Consider the following 14,489-nt stretch of genomic DNA (forward strand, 5'->3'; position numbering starts at 1 on the left):
CGGGGAGTTGGGCTTGGGCCAGGCTTTTCCCGTACTTGCTGAGGCGCCCTCCGGACAGCGTCGCGGGGCCGGGTTCAGCCGTCGGCGGCGATCGCGTCGAGCTGGGCCCGCAGGTAGGCGTGGGACTCGATGCCGTGGATCGTCGTGCCCGGGTCGCACTCGTAGAAATAGACCAGCGACATCAGCTCCTCGGCGGGTGCGTCGGCCGGTGGCGGCAGCACCCGGTGGCGGCCCGAGCGCCACCGGCCGCCGGTCCAACCCGCCATCAGATCACCGATGTTGACGGTGAAGGCGGTCGGGTCGAAGGGGGCGTCCTGCCAGCCGTCCGCCTCGGTGTGCAGCTGGAGCCCGCCCCTGCCCGCCTGCCGGTCCAGGATCGTCACCGTGCCGAAGTCCGTGTGCGGCCCGATCCGGAACTGCCCGGGCTCCGGTTCCCCGGTCCGCTCCCGGCCCGGGTACCAGTTGATGTTGAAGCCGAAGGTGGGGTGCCCGGTGTGCCGGGTGAAGAAGTCGGCGCCCTCGCCGAGGGCCAGGCCGAGCAGATCGAGGACCCGGTCCGAGAGCTCCCGCATCAGGCCGAGGTACTCCTCGACCAGCGGGCGCAGCCGGGGCACTTCGGCGGGCCAGGTGTTCGGCAGGAACCACTCGGCGTCCACCGCCGGGTCCCCGGTCGGCTCGTCCGCCGCGAACGACAGCGACTCCTTGAGGTCGGGCGGTGTGGCGGTGCCCTCCGCGTACCCGTTGGCCTCCGCCCCGGGCCCCAGCCAGCCGCGCCCGCCGACCCGTACGGCGTACCGCTCCTTCGCCTCGGGCGGCAGGTGGAAGAAGGTGCGCGCCCCGTCCCGGATCCCGGCCCGCAGCGCGTCGGGCACGTCGTGCCCGGTGACCAGCAGGAACCCGGCGCGGCGCAGCGCGAGGTCGACGGCGGGGAGCTGACCGGCGGGCTCGCGCCGCAGATCGATGACGGGGAGCGTCGCCTCAGCCATGCCGGACCCCCGCCCCGTCGCCGTTGCCGCCTTGGCCATCGCCATCGCCGTCGCCGTCGCGCCCGATGTCCTCGTGCCACAGCTCGGGCCGCTCCGCGATGAACTCCCGCATCAGCACCACGCATTCGGCGTCGTCCAGGACGACGACCTCGACCCCGTGCTCCGCCAGCCACCGGTGCCCGCCCGCGAAGGTGCGGTCCTCGCCGACCACCACCCGCGAGATCCCGAACTGCCGGACGAGCCCGGAGCAGTACCAGCAGGGCGCGAGCGTGGTCACCATCGTCGTCCCCCGGTACGACCGCTGCCGCCCGGCCGCCCGGAACGCGGCGGTCTCGGCGTGCGCCGACGGATCCCCGTCCTGCACCCGCCGGTTCCGCCCCCGCCCGAGCAGCCGCCCGTCACCCCCGTACAACGCGGCCCCGATCGGCACCCCACCCTCCCCGAGCCCACCCCGGGCTTCCGCGAGCGCGACACCGAGCCACCGCCGGGCCAGTTCCGGATCAAGTCGTTCCATGGGTGAAGCCTTCCCCGCGAGCGGGCCGGGATCACGCGTCCCGCTTCACCCGCCCCGGTTCACCCGCTCTGCTTCCCGAGCCGGTACGTGAGGTGCCGGTCGGACGGCATGGTCATCAGCGAGGCTTCCATCGGCGTCCCGTCGGCGGTCCGCGTCAGGCGGAGCAGCCGGAGGACGGCGCTGCCCTCGGGGAGGTCCAGCAGCTCTCGCTCCTCGGCGTCGGCGAGGTCGGCGCTCACGTCCTCCACGACCTCGGCGCCGGTGTAGCCCAGTTCCCTGAGGAGCGTCACGGCGCCGCCGGGCACCTTGCGCGGCTCCGCCAGCGCGGTGCCCCCGGCGACGGCGACGGGGTAGTAGGAGTCGGCCAGCTCCACCGGCCGGTCGTCGAGCAGGATCAGCCGACGCCTGACGATCACGCGCTCCGCGTCGGCCAGCCCCAGGGCCGCGCGCACCCGCTCGGGCGCGTCCACTTCGCCCGCCTGGAGCAGGCGCTGGCCCCCACGGCGCCCGCGCCGGGCGGCCTCGTCGGTCCACGCGTCACCCTGGCCGGGCTCGCGCGGGGCCAGGTAGGGCGCGGTCTCGCTGATCCAGGCGTCGCCCGACATGTTCGTACCTCCAGCTGGCTGTTGTCAGCGACCTTAGGGGCCGTCACATGTCCTGCCACGCCCCCAGCTTCTCCGGGTTCCGCACCGCCCAGATCCGCGACACCCTCCCCGCCCCGTCCACGTCCAGCGCCGCCACCGTCGCCGTCACCCCGCCGACCCGGGCCACCAGGCCCGGGACGCCGTTGACCGGATGCGGGAGGAGGGTGAGGGTGCCGGCGGACTTGGTGGCGATGAAGAGGAGGTAGCGGGCGATCTCCTCGGCGCCCGAGACCGGGCGGAGGACCGTGCCGACCAGGCCGCCGCCGTCCGCGGTCAGGGTCGCGTCGGGGGACAGGAGGGCGATCAGGGCGGCGATGTCCTGGGCCTCCCACGCCTCCTTGAAGTGCCGGACGACCTCGGCCCGGCCCGTGGCGGGTGGCGGCGGGGGTGCGGTGGGGAGGCGGCGACGGGCGGCGGTGGCCAGTTGGCGGCAGGCCGCCGGGGTGCGGGTGAGGATCGTGGCGATGTCGGCGTAGGGGTAGGCGAAGACGTCGTGCAGGACGAACGCGACCCGTTCGGCCGGGGTCATCGACTCCAGGACCACCAGGAACGCCATGCCCACCGACTCGTCCAGGGTCACCAGGTCCGCCGGATCGGCCGTACCGCCGCCCCGGTCCGCGCGCCCCGGCAACGGCTCCGGGATCCACGGGCCCACATAGCGCTCGCGCCGCACCCGTGCCGAGCCCAGCAGGTCCAGGCACACCCGGCTCGCCACCGTCGTCAGCCACGCCCCCGGCACCGCGACCGCCGCCCGGCGCGCCGGGGTCAGCGCGTACCAGCGGGCGTACGTCTCCTGCACCGCGTCCTCGGCCTCCGCGAGCGAACCCAGCATCCGGTAGGCCAGGTTGACCAGATGGCGCCGCTCGCCGAGGACGTCCGTATCCCCGCCCGTCAGGTTCTTCACGCGCGCACCTCACATTTCACGGGGCTGTGTCGTCGAGACGGTGGGAGCAACCCCACCAAGCCCATCACCGGTCGGAAAGAGATTCGATCATGAACGCCCACAGAACCTTCGTCCGCGTCGCCCTCGCCCTCCAGACCCTCACCCTCTTCCTCCAGGCCACCACCGCCGGTCTGCTGCTCACCACCTCCTACGGCGAGACCCTCCACGGCGTCGGCGCCCGGGTCATGTACGGCGCCACCATGCTCTACGTCCTCGCCGCCGTCCTCGCCTGGCGGCCCGGCGGCGGCTCGCCCCGGCCGATCGCCTACTCCACCGGCTTCCTGCTGCTCGCCTCCGCCCAGGTCGTCCTCGGCATCATGCGCGAGCCCGCGCTCCATGTGCCGCTCGGGGTCCTGATGTTCGGCCTCAGCGTCCTCGACCTCGGCCGGGTGGTCACCGGGCCCGCGCGGGCCCGATCGGACGCGCCGATCGCCCCATCGGCAGGACGCCCCACTGACGCGTGGACCGGCCCCGGGGCCCGTTCGTAGCGTCGGAGGCATGCGAAACGACTCCCGCGGCACCCTCGAACTGGTCCTCGCCATGGTGCTCTCCGGCACCCTCGGCGTCTTCGTCGTCGAGTCCGGCGCCTCCCCGTTCACCGTGGTCTTCTTCCGCTGCGTGTTCGGCGCGCTCGCCCTCGGCGCGTACAGCCTGGCCCGCGGCTACTTCACCGGCCACGGCCTCACCCCGCGCACCCTCGGACTCGCCGCGCTCGGCGGCGCGTTCATCGTCCTCAACTGGGTGCTGCTGTTCGAGGCGTACCGGGTGACGTCGATCTCCTTCGCCACCGTCGTCTACCACACCCAGCCGTTCTTCCTGGTGCTGCTCGGCGCCGTCGTGCTGCGCGAGCGGATCGGCGCCGGGCGGATCGGCTGGCTGGCCGTCGCCTTCGCCGGGCTCGTCCTGGTCTCCGGGATCCGCCCCGGCGACACCGCCTCGCTCGCCGGACTCGGCCTCGCCCTCGGCGCCGCCGTGCTCTACGCCCTGTCCACCGTCGTGACCAAGCGGATCACCGGCGTCCGCCCGCATCTGATCGCCCTCGTCCAGGTCACCGTCGGCATCCCGCTGCTCCTGCCGTTCGCCGACTTCGGCGAGGCGGCCCGGCTCGGCGCGGGCTGGGGCTGGCTCGCCGGGCTCGGCCTGATCCACACCGGCGTGATGTACGTGCTGATGTACGCGGCGTACGCCAAGCTGCCCACCCCGAAGATCGCGGTGATCGCCTTCACCTACCCGGCGGTCGCGATGGGCGTCGACTGGGCGGTGTACGGCCACCACATCGGCCCGCTCCAGGCGCTCGGGGTCCCGCTGATCGTCCTCGCCAGTCTCAGGGTGACGCTGCCGGCCCGCCGTCCGGCGGTTCCGCGCCCTCTTCCCGTACGAGCCGGCGGACCTGCTCCACGAACAGCCGGACATGCGCCGGAAGCCGCTTCCCCCGCCGCCACGCGATCTGCGTGAACAGCGTGAACGGCGGCTCCCAGGCCAGCACCGTCAGCGCCCCGGACGCCAGCTCCGCCCGCACCGCGATCTCGGGCAGCAGTGCCACCCCGAGCCCGGTCGCCACCCCGCGCTTGGTCGCCTCGATCGTGCCGAACTCCATGAACGGCGGCGCCCACGGGGCCAGCTCCCGCTCGAAGAGGTCCCGGTACGGGCAGCCCGGCTCAAGCCCCACCAGCTGCGCCGCCGCCAGATCCGCGCCGGTCAGCGCGGCCCGCCCGGCCAGCGGGTGGCGCGGCGAGGCCACCAGGACCAGCGGCTCGGCCGCGAGGACCTCGCTCTCCAGGCCGTCGTGCGTGGTGTCCGGCTCCATCAGGAAACCGATGTCGTACGTCCCCTGCCGCAGCGCCCGCCGGGTCTCGTCGCCGAGCGTCGGCCGCAGCGTGAGCCGCACCTTGGGATAGCGGTGGTGGAACAGTTCCAGGAGCGGCGGCAGCCGGTAGGAGGTCAGCGACTCCATGGTGCCGACCGCGATCGTCCCGGCCGGTTCGTCGCCGGTGACGACGGCGGCCCTGGCCTCGTCGGCGAGGGCGATCAGGCGGCGCGCGTACGGCAGCAGCCGCTCACCGGCCTCGGTGAGCCGGATCCGGGAGCCGAGCCGCTCGAACAGCTCGACGCCGAGCGACGCCTCCAGGGCCTTGATCTGGCCGGTGACGCTGGACTGGGCGTACGCGAGATCGGCGGCGGCCCGGGTGAAGGAGCCCACGGCCGCGACCTTCTCGAAGGTCACGAGCAGCCGCAGCTCCATCAGCTCTCGCTGTCCTGGCCACGGTCTTGGCCCCGCTCCTGGCCCTTGTCCTGCCCCTTGTCCTGGCTCTTGCCCGAGTCCTGGCCGTCGCCGCCCCGCTCGCGGCGCTTCAGCTCCTCCTCGCGGCGGCGCAGATCGGCCTCCCAGTCCTTCAGGGCGGCCTCGTCCTGCCCCGGCTGAACCGGCGCCTCGGGCCCGGCAGCCGCCTCGGGCTCGCGGCGGCTCTCCTCGCGCAGCGACTTCAGGAACTCCGGGTTGTCGTCCGGGGCCACCCAGCCGCCGCCGCGGCGGCCCGCGCCGCCCGCCACCGCGTCGCGCTTCTTGCCCGCGAAGAACCAGACCACCGGGCCGACGATCCAGAAAAGCAGGATGATGATCACCCACACGACCTTCGGCAGGTGCTTCACCTCGTCCTCGGGCGTGTTGAGGCAGTCGATGAACGCGTAGATCGTCAGCGCCAGCGGCAGGATGTACATCAACGCCCTGAGCATGTGGGACAGCCCCCTGGAAGCAGCGGCGGGCGGCGCCGTTCGGCGGCCCCGGTGACACAGCCAGCCTATCCGGTGACCGATACTGGCCCCTATGGCTTACGACGATCTCCGCTCGCTCCTCCGGGCGCTGGAGCGCGAAGGCGACCTCAAGCGCATCAAGGCCGAAGTCGATCCGTACCTGGAGGTCGGGGAGATCGTCGACCGGGTGAACAAGGCGGGAGGCCCGGCGCTGCTCTTCGAGAACGTCAAGGGCGCCGCCATGCCGCTCGCGATGAATGTCTTCGGCACCGACCGGCGGCTCCTCAAGGCACTCGGCCTGAAGTCCTACGAAGAGATCAGCGAGAAGATCGGCGGTCTGCTCAAGCCCGAGCTGCCGCACGGCTTCGTCGGAGTCCGCGAGGCGTTCGGCAAGCTGGGCTCGATGGTGCACGTGCCGCCGAAGAAGGTGAAGGACGCCCCCGTCCAGGAGGTGGTCCTGACCGGCGACGACGTCGACCTCGACCAGCTGCCCGCGCTCTTCACCTGGCCCAAGGACGGCGGCTCCTTCTTCAACCTGGGCCTCACCCACACCAAGCACCCCGAGACCGGCGTCCGCAACCTCGGCCTCTACCGCCTCCAGCGGCACGACAAGCGCACCATCGGCATGCACTGGCAGATCCACAAGGACAGCCGGAACCACTACGCGGTCGCCGCGGCGCGCGGTGAGCGGCTGCCGGTCGCCATCGCCTTCGGCTGCCCGCCGGCCGTGACGTACGCCTCGACCGCGCCGCTGCCCGGCGACATCGACGAGTACCTGTTCGCGGGCTTCGTGCAGGGCAAGCGGATCGAGATGGTCGACTGCAAGACCGTGCCGCTCCAGGTCCCGGCGCAGGCCGAGGTCGTCATCGAGGGCTGGCTGGAGCCGGGCGAGATGCTGCCGGAGGGCCCGTTCGGCGACCACACCGGCTTCTACACGCCGCAGGAACCGTTCCCCGCGCTGAAGATCGACTGCGTGACCATGCGGAAGCGTCCGCTGCTCCAGTCGATCGTGGTCGGCCGCCCGCCGACCGAGGACGGCCCGCTGGGCCGTGCCACCGAGCGCTTCTTCCTGCCGCTCCTGAAGATCATCGTGCCGGACATCGTGGACTACCACCTGCCCGAGTCGGGCGGCTTCCACAACTGCGCGATCGTCTCGATCGACAAGAAGTACCCGAAGCACGCCCAGAAGGTGATGCACGCCATCTGGGGCGCCCACATGATGTCGCTGACCAAGCTGATCATCGTGGTGGACAAGGACTGCGACGTCCACGATCTGCACGAGGTGTCCTGGCGGGCCCTCGGCAACACCGACTACGCCCGCGACCTCACCGTCGTCGAAGGCCCGGTCGACCATCTCGACCACGCCTCCTACCAGCAGTTCTGGGGCGGCAAGGCGGGCATCGACGCGACGAAGAAGCTGCCCGAGGAGGGCTACACCCGGGACGGCGGCTGGCCGGACATGGTGGAGTCGGACCCGGCGACGGCGGCCCTGGTGGACCGCCGCTGGAAGGAGTACGGGCTGTGACCACGGCCGCCGTGCCCGGCGCCGAGCCGGGCCGCACCAAAGCCTTCCTCCGGCTGGTGATGATCGAGCACTCGGTCTTCGCGCTGCCCTTCGCGTACATCGCCGCGCTGACCGCGATGTACCAGCTGGACCGGAACATCCACTGGTGGACGCTGTTCCTGGTGACGGTCTGCATGGTGGGTCTGCGGACCTTCGCCATGGCCTGCAACCGGATCATCGACCGCGAGATCGACGCCCGCAACCCGCGCACCGCCGGCCGCGAGCTGGTCACCGGCGCGGTGTCGGTGCGCTCGGCGTGGACCGGCGCGGGCGTCGCCGTCGTCGTGTTCCTCGGCGCGGCGGCCCTGCTCAACCCGCTCTGCCTGGCGCTCGCGCCGCTCGCGGTGATCCCGATGGTGATCTACCCGTACGGGAAACGGTTCACCAACTTCCCGCACGCCATCCTCGGCCTCGCCCAGGCCATGGGCCCGATCGGCGCCTGGCTCGCGGTGACCGGCGAGTGGTCCTGGGACGCGGTGATCCTGGGCCTCGCGGTCGGCATCTGGATCGGCGGCTTCGACCTGATCTTCGCCTGCCAGGACGTCCAGGCGGACCGCGCCCACGGCGTGAAGTCGGTCCCGGCCCGCTTCGGCATCCCGGCCGCCCTGTGGGGCGCCCGCGGCTCGGCCGTCGTGACCACCGGACTGCTGGTCTGGTACGCGCTGGCGACCGACGCGGGGCTGTTCTTCTGGGTCGGGCTCGTGGTCGTGATCGCCGCGTTCTGCTACGAGCACTCGATCGTGAAGCCGCACGACCTGTCCCGGCTCAACCGGGCGTTCTTCACCACGAACGGCTTCATCGGCATCTCGCTCTTCGTGTGCGCGCTGCTCGACCTGCTGGTGCGCGGCCTGACGGTGTAGCCCCTCCGACGGGCGTACGGTTTCCCGCCCCGCTCAGTCGATGACGAAGCGCGGGCGGGCCGGGGCGGCTGCCGCGGCCGCCGGATCGGGCTGGTTCATCTGCCGGAAGCCGCCCAGCGGGTTGCTCCAGCTGTCGTCGCTGCTGTCGGAGTCGTAGTCCGAGTTCGGACCCATGTCGGCGGCGATGTCCTCGCCCTTGCGCGGCGCCCCGCTCTTGTCGTTGCGGCGCTTGATCGAGTCCTGGAGCGTGTTCGGGTTCTCCAGGAGCGGCATCCCGAGGCCCGGCGCGGACTCACCGGTCGCGGCCGTGAAGGCGGCGCGGGCGAAGGTGGTGCAGTTGAAGGTGGCCAGGTTGTACTCGCGGCCCTCGCTGCTCCGGATGAACTCGCGGGCGTTGTTGTACTGCTCCTCGGTGAGCTCCGCCGTCAGCTTGGACGAGGCGTTGTCCGGGCTGTCGTGGTTCCGCTTGACGACGCCCTGCACCGACGTGAACGGCTTGTTGTGGGGGACGTTCTCGGCGGGGAAGAAGCCGTACGACTTCCAGGTCGACTGCCCGCCCTCCTCCTTGTAGAGGGCGACCCAGGCGTGGCCGAGGGCGAGGTTCGCCCAGTAGTCGAGGTGGTGGGTGCGGCTGTTCTTCGTGGTCTGGATCTGGATCCGGTAGCGCGGCGGCGCGGCCGTGGTCGCCGCGTCGCTCGCCCCGCCGCTCGACGAGCTGTCGGAGTCGGCCCGCTGCACGGCCCGCTGCCGGCCGACCGCGTCGACGGCGGCCGCGTTCCCGGCCCCGGCCTGCATCGCGCGCAGCCCGGCGGGACTGAGCGGCCGCCCGGCCCCGGCGCCCTGGGCGAGCCGCTCGGCGTGCGGCTGCGGGCCCTGCTGGGCGTTGCGGACGCCCGGGGCGCGGCCCGGCGCGGGGCGGCCCGCGGCGCGGTCTCGGTGGGTGAACATGGCCGCTCCGGAAGGCGAGACGTCAGGACGTGCGCGTCCGCAGTCTTCCGGGGTACGGCGGGGCCGGTCGAGGGCCCCGGGGGCAGAGCCGGGGGCAACGCGGGGCGGCCGGGCGGTCCGGGGGCCCGAGGAACGGGTTCCTGCCCGGTCCGTCAGGCGGGGGTGCCCGCCGCCGTGCGGCGGCGCAGCAGGACGGCCGCGACGATTCCGGCGAGCAGCCCGCACAGGTGCCCCTGCCAGCTGATCACCGGCTGCGGCACGAGCCCGGTCAGCATCGTGCCGCCCCAGACCGCGCCGACCAGCAGGCCGACCAGGACGTCCAGCGGGCGCCGGTTCACCAGGCCGCGCACCACCAGATAGCCGAACAGGCCGAAGACCAGTCCTGAGGCGCCGAGGGTGAGGGTGTTCGGCGGGGCGGACAGCCAGATGCCGAAGCCGCCCGCGAGCACGATGAACGCGCTGACGAGGAGGAAGCGGCGGATGCCGCCGAGCGCGGTGAGGAAGCCGAGCACGAGCAGCGGCACGCTGTTCGAGGCGACGTGCCCGAAGCCGAGGTGGAGGAAGGCGGCGGGGACGATGTGCGACAGCTGGGACGGGTCGCGGGGCACGATCCCGTACGGGTCGAGGGCGTGCCCGGTGACCAGGTCGACGCCCTCCAGGGCCCACAGCAGCGCCACCCAGCCGAGCATCAGCTTGGCCGCGGCCTTCGCCCGGTCGGCCCGCGACCACGTGTCCGGCGTGGCCAGGATGCCGCTGGTCCCGCCTCGGCCCGGTTCCACCACAAGCCCCCCTTGCGTGCGGCACCCGCGGTGCCCTGTTGACGTCCGGGGGACCTTACCGGGTGGCCCGGACGCGGCTGCGGATAGGCTCGTCGGCGTGGAGCCGGTGAACAAGCAGCAGCGTCGTCCGTGGGTCGTGGGAGTGTCCGGAGCGTCCGGGACGCCGTACGCCGCCGCCGTGCTGCGAGGGCTGCTCGCGGCGGGCGAGAGCGTCGACCTGATCGTGTCGCGGGCGTCGCGGCTGACCCTGCTGGACGAGACGGGGATCGCCTTCCGGGACGCGCACTGGCGCGAGGACCTGGCGACGTGGCTGGCGCGTGGCGCGGACGGGAAGCCGGACTCGTTCGACGTGTCGGGCCGGCTCGCCGACGCGCTGGACGACGTGCGGTACTGGGCGGCCGGTGACCTGGCCGCGGGGCCGTCGTCCGGCTCGTACCCGGTGCAGGGGATGCTGATCGTGCCCGCCTCGACGGCCTCGGTCGCCGGGGTGGCGCTGGGTCTGTCGAAGGATCTGCTGCAGCGGGTGGCGAGCGTGACGCTGAAGGAACGGCGTCCGCTGGTCGTGGCCGTGCGGGAGACCCCGCTGAACGGTCAGACGCTCAAGCACATGGTGACGCTGGACGAGGCGGGCGCCGTGGTGCTGCCCGCCTCTCCGGCGTTCTACGCGGGTGCGACGCACATCCAGGATCTGGTGGACTTCGTCGCCGGGCGGGTGCTCGACGCGGCAGGGGTGCCGCACGGCCTGTACCGCCGGTGGGAAGGGGAACTGGGAGGTTCCCGGGAGTGACGGGGAGTCGGTGACGGGGAGCTAGCGCTTCTTGGCGGCCGAAGGCTTCTTCGCGGCGCGCCGAGCTGCGGTGGACGGCTGGTGGGCACGCGAGCGGTTGGCCAGGTCCTGCAGCTCGCGCATACGGGCGTAGGCCATCTCGATCGTGTACACGGTGAACCACTCCTGAAAGATCGTCTTTGATCTGCTGAAAGATTCACAGGGTGTCGCCCCTGTGTGCCTTAGATTCTATACCTATACTCGCGGTATCGCTGGACAATGGAAGGCTTCATACCTATGGACGCCGTGGACAGGCAGCTCATCCAGGCCCTGCGCGAGAACGGCCGGGCCTCGTACGCCGAGCTCGGACGGCTCGTCGGGCTCTCCGGCCCCTCGGTCACCGACCGCATCAACCGCCTCGAAGCGGCCGGTGTCATCACCGGCTACCGCGCCACCGTCGACGCGGCCTCGCTCGGGCTCGGCGTCACCGCCCTGATCGGCATCTCGCTCTCCGACGCCGCCGACCACGAGGACGTGGCCCGGCGCCTGAAGGACCTCGCCGAGATCGAGGACTGCTGGTTCATCGCGGGCGACGACTCCTTCATGCTCAAGGTCCGCGTCGGCGACGTCGACGGTCTGGAGAAGACGATCCGCCGGCTCTCCGGCACCAAGGGCGTCTCCCGCACCCGCACCACGATCGTGCTCTCCACCAAGTGGGAGAACCGGGTCGGGGATCTGCCGGAAGAGGGCTGAGAGTACGGTGGTGGGGCGCCGTTCCCGGCGCCCGACCGCGCCGGGTCGCACCCGGTTCGCGCACGCAGACGAGAGTGGGAGGCGACCGTATGGACGCGGGGCTCAAGCGGGAGCTGGAGCAGAAGGTCCGCGCCGGTGAGCGGCTGAGCCGTGAGGACGGCATCGCGCTCTACGAGTCGGACGACCTCGCCTGGCTCGGCGGTCTGGCCCACGAGGTCAGGACCCGCAAGAACGGTGACCTGGTCCACTTCAATGTCAACCGGCATCTGAACATGACCAACGTCTGCACCGCCTCCTGCGCCTACTGCTCCTTCCAGCGCAAGCCGGGCGAGAAGGACGCGTACACCATGCGCATCGAGGAGGCCGTGCGCCTCGCGAAGGCGATGGAGAACGAGAACCTCACCGAGCTCCACATCGTCAACGGGCTGCACCCCAACCTGCCCTGGCGCTACTACCCGCGCTCGCTCTCCGAGCTGAAGAAGGCGCTGCCGAACGTCTCCCTGAAGGCGTTCACGGCCACCGAGATCCACCACTTCGAGACCATCTCGGGCCTCTCCGCCTCCGAGATCCTCGACGAGCTGATCGAGGCCGGTCTGGAGTCGCTGACCGGCGGCGGCGCCGAGATCTTCGACTGGGAGGTCCGCCAGCACATCGTGGACCACCGCACCCACTGGGAGGACTGGTCCCGGATCCACCGGCTCGCGCACGAGAAGGGTCTGAAGACCCCGTGCACGATGCTGTACGGGCACATCGAGGAGCCCCGGCACCGGGTGGACCACGTGCTGCGGCTGCGTGAGCTGCAGGACGAGACCGGTGGCTTCCAGGTCTTCATCCCGCTGCGCTACCAGCACGACTTCGTCGACATGCAGGACGGCAAGGTCCGCAACAAGCTCCAGGCGCGCACCCAGATGGCGACCGGTGCCGAGGCCCTGAAGACCTTCGCGGTCTCCCGGCTGCTGTTCGACAACGTGCCGCACGTCAAGGTCTTCTGGGTGATGCACGGCGTCCAGACCGCGCAGCTGGCGCTCCAGCACGGCGCGGACGACATGGACGGTTCGGTCGTCGAGTACAAGATCACGCACGACGCCGACAACTACGGCACCCCGAACAAGCTGACCCGCGAGGACCTGCTCGAACTGATCACGGACGCCGGGTTCCGCCCGGTGGAGCGCAACACGCGCTACGAGATCATCCGCGAGTACCCGGGTCCGGACGCGGAGCGCCGCGAGGCGCCGCAGCCGATGCGGTTCTGACCGCGTCGATCCGTCCCGCGCGTCCGCTGCGGTCGCGCGGTGCTCAGTCAAGCGGCAGCAGCATGATGATGTCGTCGCGGTCGTCGCCCGGGGAGACCCGGATGGCGGCCGGGACGCGTCCGACCTCCTTGTACCCGGCGCGCGCGTAGAACGCGTCGACGCCGGTGCCGCCCCGGCAGGTCAGCCGGATCGCCTCGATGTGGCCGAAGCCCTCGGCGGTCCGCGCCGCGTCCTCGACGGCGGCCATCAGCTCCCTGCCGTACCCCTTGCCCTGATGGCGGGGGTGCACCATCACCGTGTACAGCCACACCCAGTGGGTCATCAGCTGGTGGGTGTTGTACGTGAAGAACGCGGTGGCGGCGATCTCGCCCGCCGCGTCCCGCCCGACGAGCAGCCGGGTGCCGCCCTCCGCCATCCCGACCAGGTGCTTGAGCAGCGAGGGCCGGATCTCGTCCGGGGTCACCGGCGGGGTGAAGCCGACCGAGCCGCCCGCGTTGGAGACGTCCGCCCAGAGGGCGAGGACGCCGTCGCGGAGCGCGGGGTCGATGGCCGGATCCAGCTCAAAAGTAAGGGACATGTCCGCAGAGTACCTATTACCTGGCGAGGCTCTCAAGAGCTGACGACCTTCGCCCGTCCGGTTCGGGACCTTCGGCGGTAGGGGCGGGGTAAGGGGAGGCGTAGCTTGTGAATGTATTCACAAGCTCGCGCCGCGAGTTCGGTACGAGGAAGGGGAGAAGGTCCCGTCATGGCCGCTCTGCACACGCCGGAACGTCACACCACCACCCAGCGGGTCGGCGGACCCGGCAGCCAGGACGAGGTGCTGGTCCGCTCGGGCAAGGCCCGCGCCCTGCTCGCCGTCGCCCGCGTCCTGACCGGGTTCTACTTCCTGTGGGCCTTCCTCGACAAGGTCTTCGGCCTCGGCAAGTCGACCCCGTCGGAGGGCGCCTGGATCCGTGGCGGACACCCCACCGAGGGCTTCCTGCTGCACGGCACCACCGGCCCGTTCGCCCACGTCTTCGACTCGGTCGCGGGCGCCTGGTGGCTGGACACCCTCTTCATGCTCGGCCTGGCCGGGGTCGGCCTCGCCATGATGCTCGGCATCGGCATGCGGATCGCCGCCGCCTCGGGCGCGCTGATGATGGGCTTCATGTGGCTGGTCACCCTGTGGCCCGGCACCAACCCGATCATGGACGACCACTGGATGATCGCCATGGTGCTGCTGATCACCGCCGCGACCGGCGCGGGCCGCTACTACGGCCTCGGCGGCTGGTGGGCCGGCCTGAAGCCGGTGCGCGAGCACCGCTGGCTGATCTGATCCGAAGCCGGCCGTGGTCGGCCTTCGGGAGCCGGGTCCGGCGCGACATCCCGCGCCGGACACCCCGGTCAGATCGAGCGTCCCTCCCCGTGCTTCACTGGAGGGACGCTCGTCCGGTATGGGAGGGACACGCATGCTCCGCTACACCCTGATGCGCCTCGGCATCTTCGCCGGCAGCTTCCTCGCGCTGTGGGGCCTGGTCTACGTCGGCGTGCTGCCGCGCGGCCTCGGCGACTCCAACCTGCTCTGGGTCCTGGTGCTCGCCCTGCTGGTCTCCGCGCCGCTCAGCTTCGTGCTGCTGCGCAAGGTGCGTGACGACGCCAGCGCCGAGGTCGTGGCGCGGGTCGACCGGGCGAAGGGCCGCCTGGAGGCGAACCGCTCGGCCGAGGACGCCGCGTAACGCCGTCCTCGTC

Annotated in this window: 18 protein-coding genes and 1 pseudogene; 9 read left to right on the forward strand and 10 right to left on the reverse strand. The window is 71.8% G+C overall.

The genetic code is table 11. The features are described 5' to 3' along the window. Nucleotides 1-74 precede the first annotated feature (74 nt). The 4 genes from ACIPXM_RS16415 to sigJ are packed head-to-tail and all read right to left on the reverse strand — an operon-like array spanning nucleotide 75 to nucleotide 3,048. On the reverse strand, nucleotides 75-986 hold the full coding sequence (locus ACIPXM_RS16415; RefSeq protein WP_401655627.1) for an isopenicillin N synthase family dioxygenase: 912 nt from the start codon (nucleotides 984-986) through the stop codon (nucleotides 75-77). After that, nucleotides 979-1,500, reverse strand: coding sequence for a nucleoside deaminase (locus ACIPXM_RS16420; protein WP_401655629.1), 522 nt, complete (start codon nucleotides 1,498-1,500; stop codon nucleotides 979-981). Before ACIPXM_RS16420 ends, ACIPXM_RS16415 begins: the two co-directional genes overlap by 8 nt. A 59-nt stretch (nucleotides 1,501-1,559) precedes the next feature. Continuing rightward, complete coding sequence (locus ACIPXM_RS16425) at nucleotides 1,560-2,105, reverse strand: GntR family transcriptional regulator (RefSeq protein ID WP_401655631.1); 546 nt, start codon at nucleotides 2,103-2,105, stop codon at nucleotides 1,560-1,562. Between the two features lie 43 nt (nucleotides 2,106-2,148). After that, nucleotides 2,149-3,048, reverse strand: a complete 900-nt coding sequence (sigJ, locus tag ACIPXM_RS16430) for an RNA polymerase sigma factor SigJ (RefSeq protein WP_401655633.1) — start codon at nucleotides 3,046-3,048, stop codon at nucleotides 2,149-2,151. 89 nt (nucleotides 3,049-3,137) lie between these two features. Between sigJ and ACIPXM_RS16435 the strand changes: the two genes are divergently transcribed. After that, complete coding sequence (locus ACIPXM_RS16435) at nucleotides 3,138-3,575, forward strand: hypothetical protein (protein ID WP_401655635.1); 438 nt, start codon at nucleotides 3,138-3,140, stop codon at nucleotides 3,573-3,575. A 10-nt stretch (nucleotides 3,576-3,585) separates the two neighbouring features. After that, nucleotides 3,586-4,542 (forward strand): DMT family transporter, encoded by a 957-nt coding sequence (locus tag ACIPXM_RS16440; RefSeq protein WP_401655637.1) that lies wholly within the window; start codon nucleotides 3,586-3,588, stop codon nucleotides 4,540-4,542. Here ACIPXM_RS16440 and ACIPXM_RS16445 read toward each other — a convergent pair. Both ACIPXM_RS16445 and ACIPXM_RS16450 read right to left on the reverse strand, forming a co-directional pair. Further along, nucleotides 4,454-5,329 (reverse strand): annotated as a pseudogene (locus tag ACIPXM_RS16445) (LysR family transcriptional regulator); the annotation flags it as partial. The gene ACIPXM_RS16440 and the pseudogene ACIPXM_RS16445 sit on opposite strands and share 89 nt — an antisense overlap. Next, complete coding sequence (locus ACIPXM_RS16450; RefSeq protein ID WP_401655639.1) at nucleotides 5,329-5,820, reverse strand: PLD nuclease N-terminal domain-containing protein; 492 nt, start codon at nucleotides 5,818-5,820, stop codon at nucleotides 5,329-5,331. The gene ACIPXM_RS16450 and the pseudogene ACIPXM_RS16445, both read right to left, overlap by 1 nt. 91 nt (nucleotides 5,821-5,911) lie before the next feature. Between ACIPXM_RS16450 and ACIPXM_RS16455 the strand changes: the two genes are divergently transcribed. Both ACIPXM_RS16455 and mqnP read left to right on the forward strand, forming a co-directional pair. Continuing rightward, nucleotides 5,912-7,363 carry a menaquinone biosynthesis decarboxylase gene (locus ACIPXM_RS16455; protein WP_401655641.1) on the forward strand — a complete coding sequence of 484 codons (1,452 nt, stop codon included), beginning with the start codon at nucleotides 5,912-5,914 and terminating at the stop codon, nucleotides 7,361-7,363. Continuing rightward, entirely contained in the window at nucleotides 7,360-8,262 is a 903-nt protein-coding gene (gene mqnP / locus ACIPXM_RS16460; RefSeq protein ID WP_401655643.1) for a menaquinone biosynthesis prenyltransferase MqnP, read from the forward strand. The genes ACIPXM_RS16455 and mqnP overlap by 4 nt, the downstream gene beginning before the upstream one ends. 33 nt (nucleotides 8,263-8,295) lie before the next feature. On the opposite strand, the gene ACIPXM_RS16465 is transcribed toward mqnP, so the two are convergent. Both ACIPXM_RS16465 and ACIPXM_RS16470 read right to left on the reverse strand, forming a co-directional pair. Then, the gene (locus ACIPXM_RS16465; RefSeq protein ID WP_401655645.1) at nucleotides 8,296-9,210 is read right to left on the reverse strand and encodes a hypothetical protein; all 915 of its coding nucleotides are present in this window, start codon (nucleotides 9,208-9,210) and stop codon (nucleotides 8,296-8,298) included. Between the two features lie 152 nt (nucleotides 9,211-9,362). Beyond that, the gene (locus ACIPXM_RS16470; RefSeq protein WP_401656175.1) at nucleotides 9,363-9,899 is read right to left on the reverse strand and encodes a rhomboid family protein; all 537 of its coding nucleotides are present in this window, start codon (nucleotides 9,897-9,899) and stop codon (nucleotides 9,363-9,365) included. A gap of 196 nt (nucleotides 9,900-10,095) precedes the next feature. Here ACIPXM_RS16470 and ACIPXM_RS16475 point away from each other — a divergent pair, with 196 nt between their 5' ends. Continuing rightward, complete coding sequence (locus tag ACIPXM_RS16475; protein ID WP_401656177.1) at nucleotides 10,096-10,776, forward strand: UbiX family flavin prenyltransferase; 681 nt, start codon at nucleotides 10,096-10,098, stop codon at nucleotides 10,774-10,776. 21 nt (nucleotides 10,777-10,797) lie between these two features. Here the strand turns inward: ACIPXM_RS16475 and ACIPXM_RS16480 are convergent, their stop codons facing one another. Continuing rightward, entirely contained in the window at nucleotides 10,798-10,929 is a 132-nt protein-coding gene (locus ACIPXM_RS16480) for a hypothetical protein (RefSeq protein WP_401656223.1), read from the reverse strand. A 123-nt stretch (nucleotides 10,930-11,052) separates the two neighbouring features. Here ACIPXM_RS16480 and ACIPXM_RS16485 point away from each other — a divergent pair, with 123 nt between their 5' ends. Both ACIPXM_RS16485 and mqnE read left to right on the forward strand, forming a co-directional pair. Further along, entirely contained in the window at nucleotides 11,053-11,508 is a 456-nt protein-coding gene (locus ACIPXM_RS16485; RefSeq protein WP_024761206.1) for an Lrp/AsnC family transcriptional regulator, read from the forward strand. An 89-nt stretch (nucleotides 11,509-11,597) separates the two neighbouring features. After that, on the forward strand, nucleotides 11,598-12,761 hold the full coding sequence (gene mqnE, locus ACIPXM_RS16490) for an aminofutalosine synthase MqnE (RefSeq protein ID WP_401655648.1): 1,164 nt from the start codon (nucleotides 11,598-11,600) through the stop codon (nucleotides 12,759-12,761). 43 nt (nucleotides 12,762-12,804) lie between these two features. Here mqnE and ACIPXM_RS16495 read toward each other — a convergent pair whose 3' ends face one another. Then, complete coding sequence (locus ACIPXM_RS16495; protein WP_401655650.1) at nucleotides 12,805-13,338, reverse strand: GNAT family N-acetyltransferase; 534 nt, start codon at nucleotides 13,336-13,338, stop codon at nucleotides 12,805-12,807. A gap of 168 nt (nucleotides 13,339-13,506) precedes the next feature. Between ACIPXM_RS16495 and ACIPXM_RS16500 the strand changes: the two genes are divergently transcribed. Together ACIPXM_RS16500 and ACIPXM_RS16505 are read left to right on the forward strand one after the other, a co-directional pair. Next, a complete protein-coding gene (locus ACIPXM_RS16500) occupies nucleotides 13,507-14,076 on the forward strand; it encodes a hypothetical protein (RefSeq protein WP_401655653.1) in 570 nt (189 codons plus the stop codon). Between the two features lie 133 nt (nucleotides 14,077-14,209). Beyond that, nucleotides 14,210-14,476: a DUF4229 domain-containing protein gene (locus ACIPXM_RS16505; RefSeq protein ID WP_401655655.1), complete on the forward strand. Its 267-nt coding sequence runs from the start codon at nucleotides 14,210-14,212 to the stop codon at nucleotides 14,474-14,476. Nucleotides 14,477-14,489: the final 13 nt, after the last annotated feature.

This window comes from Streptomyces sp. NPDC090025 (assembly GCF_044748125.1).
In the GTDB taxonomy this organism is placed as follows: domain Bacteria; phylum Actinomycetota; class Actinomycetes; order Streptomycetales; family Streptomycetaceae; genus Streptomyces.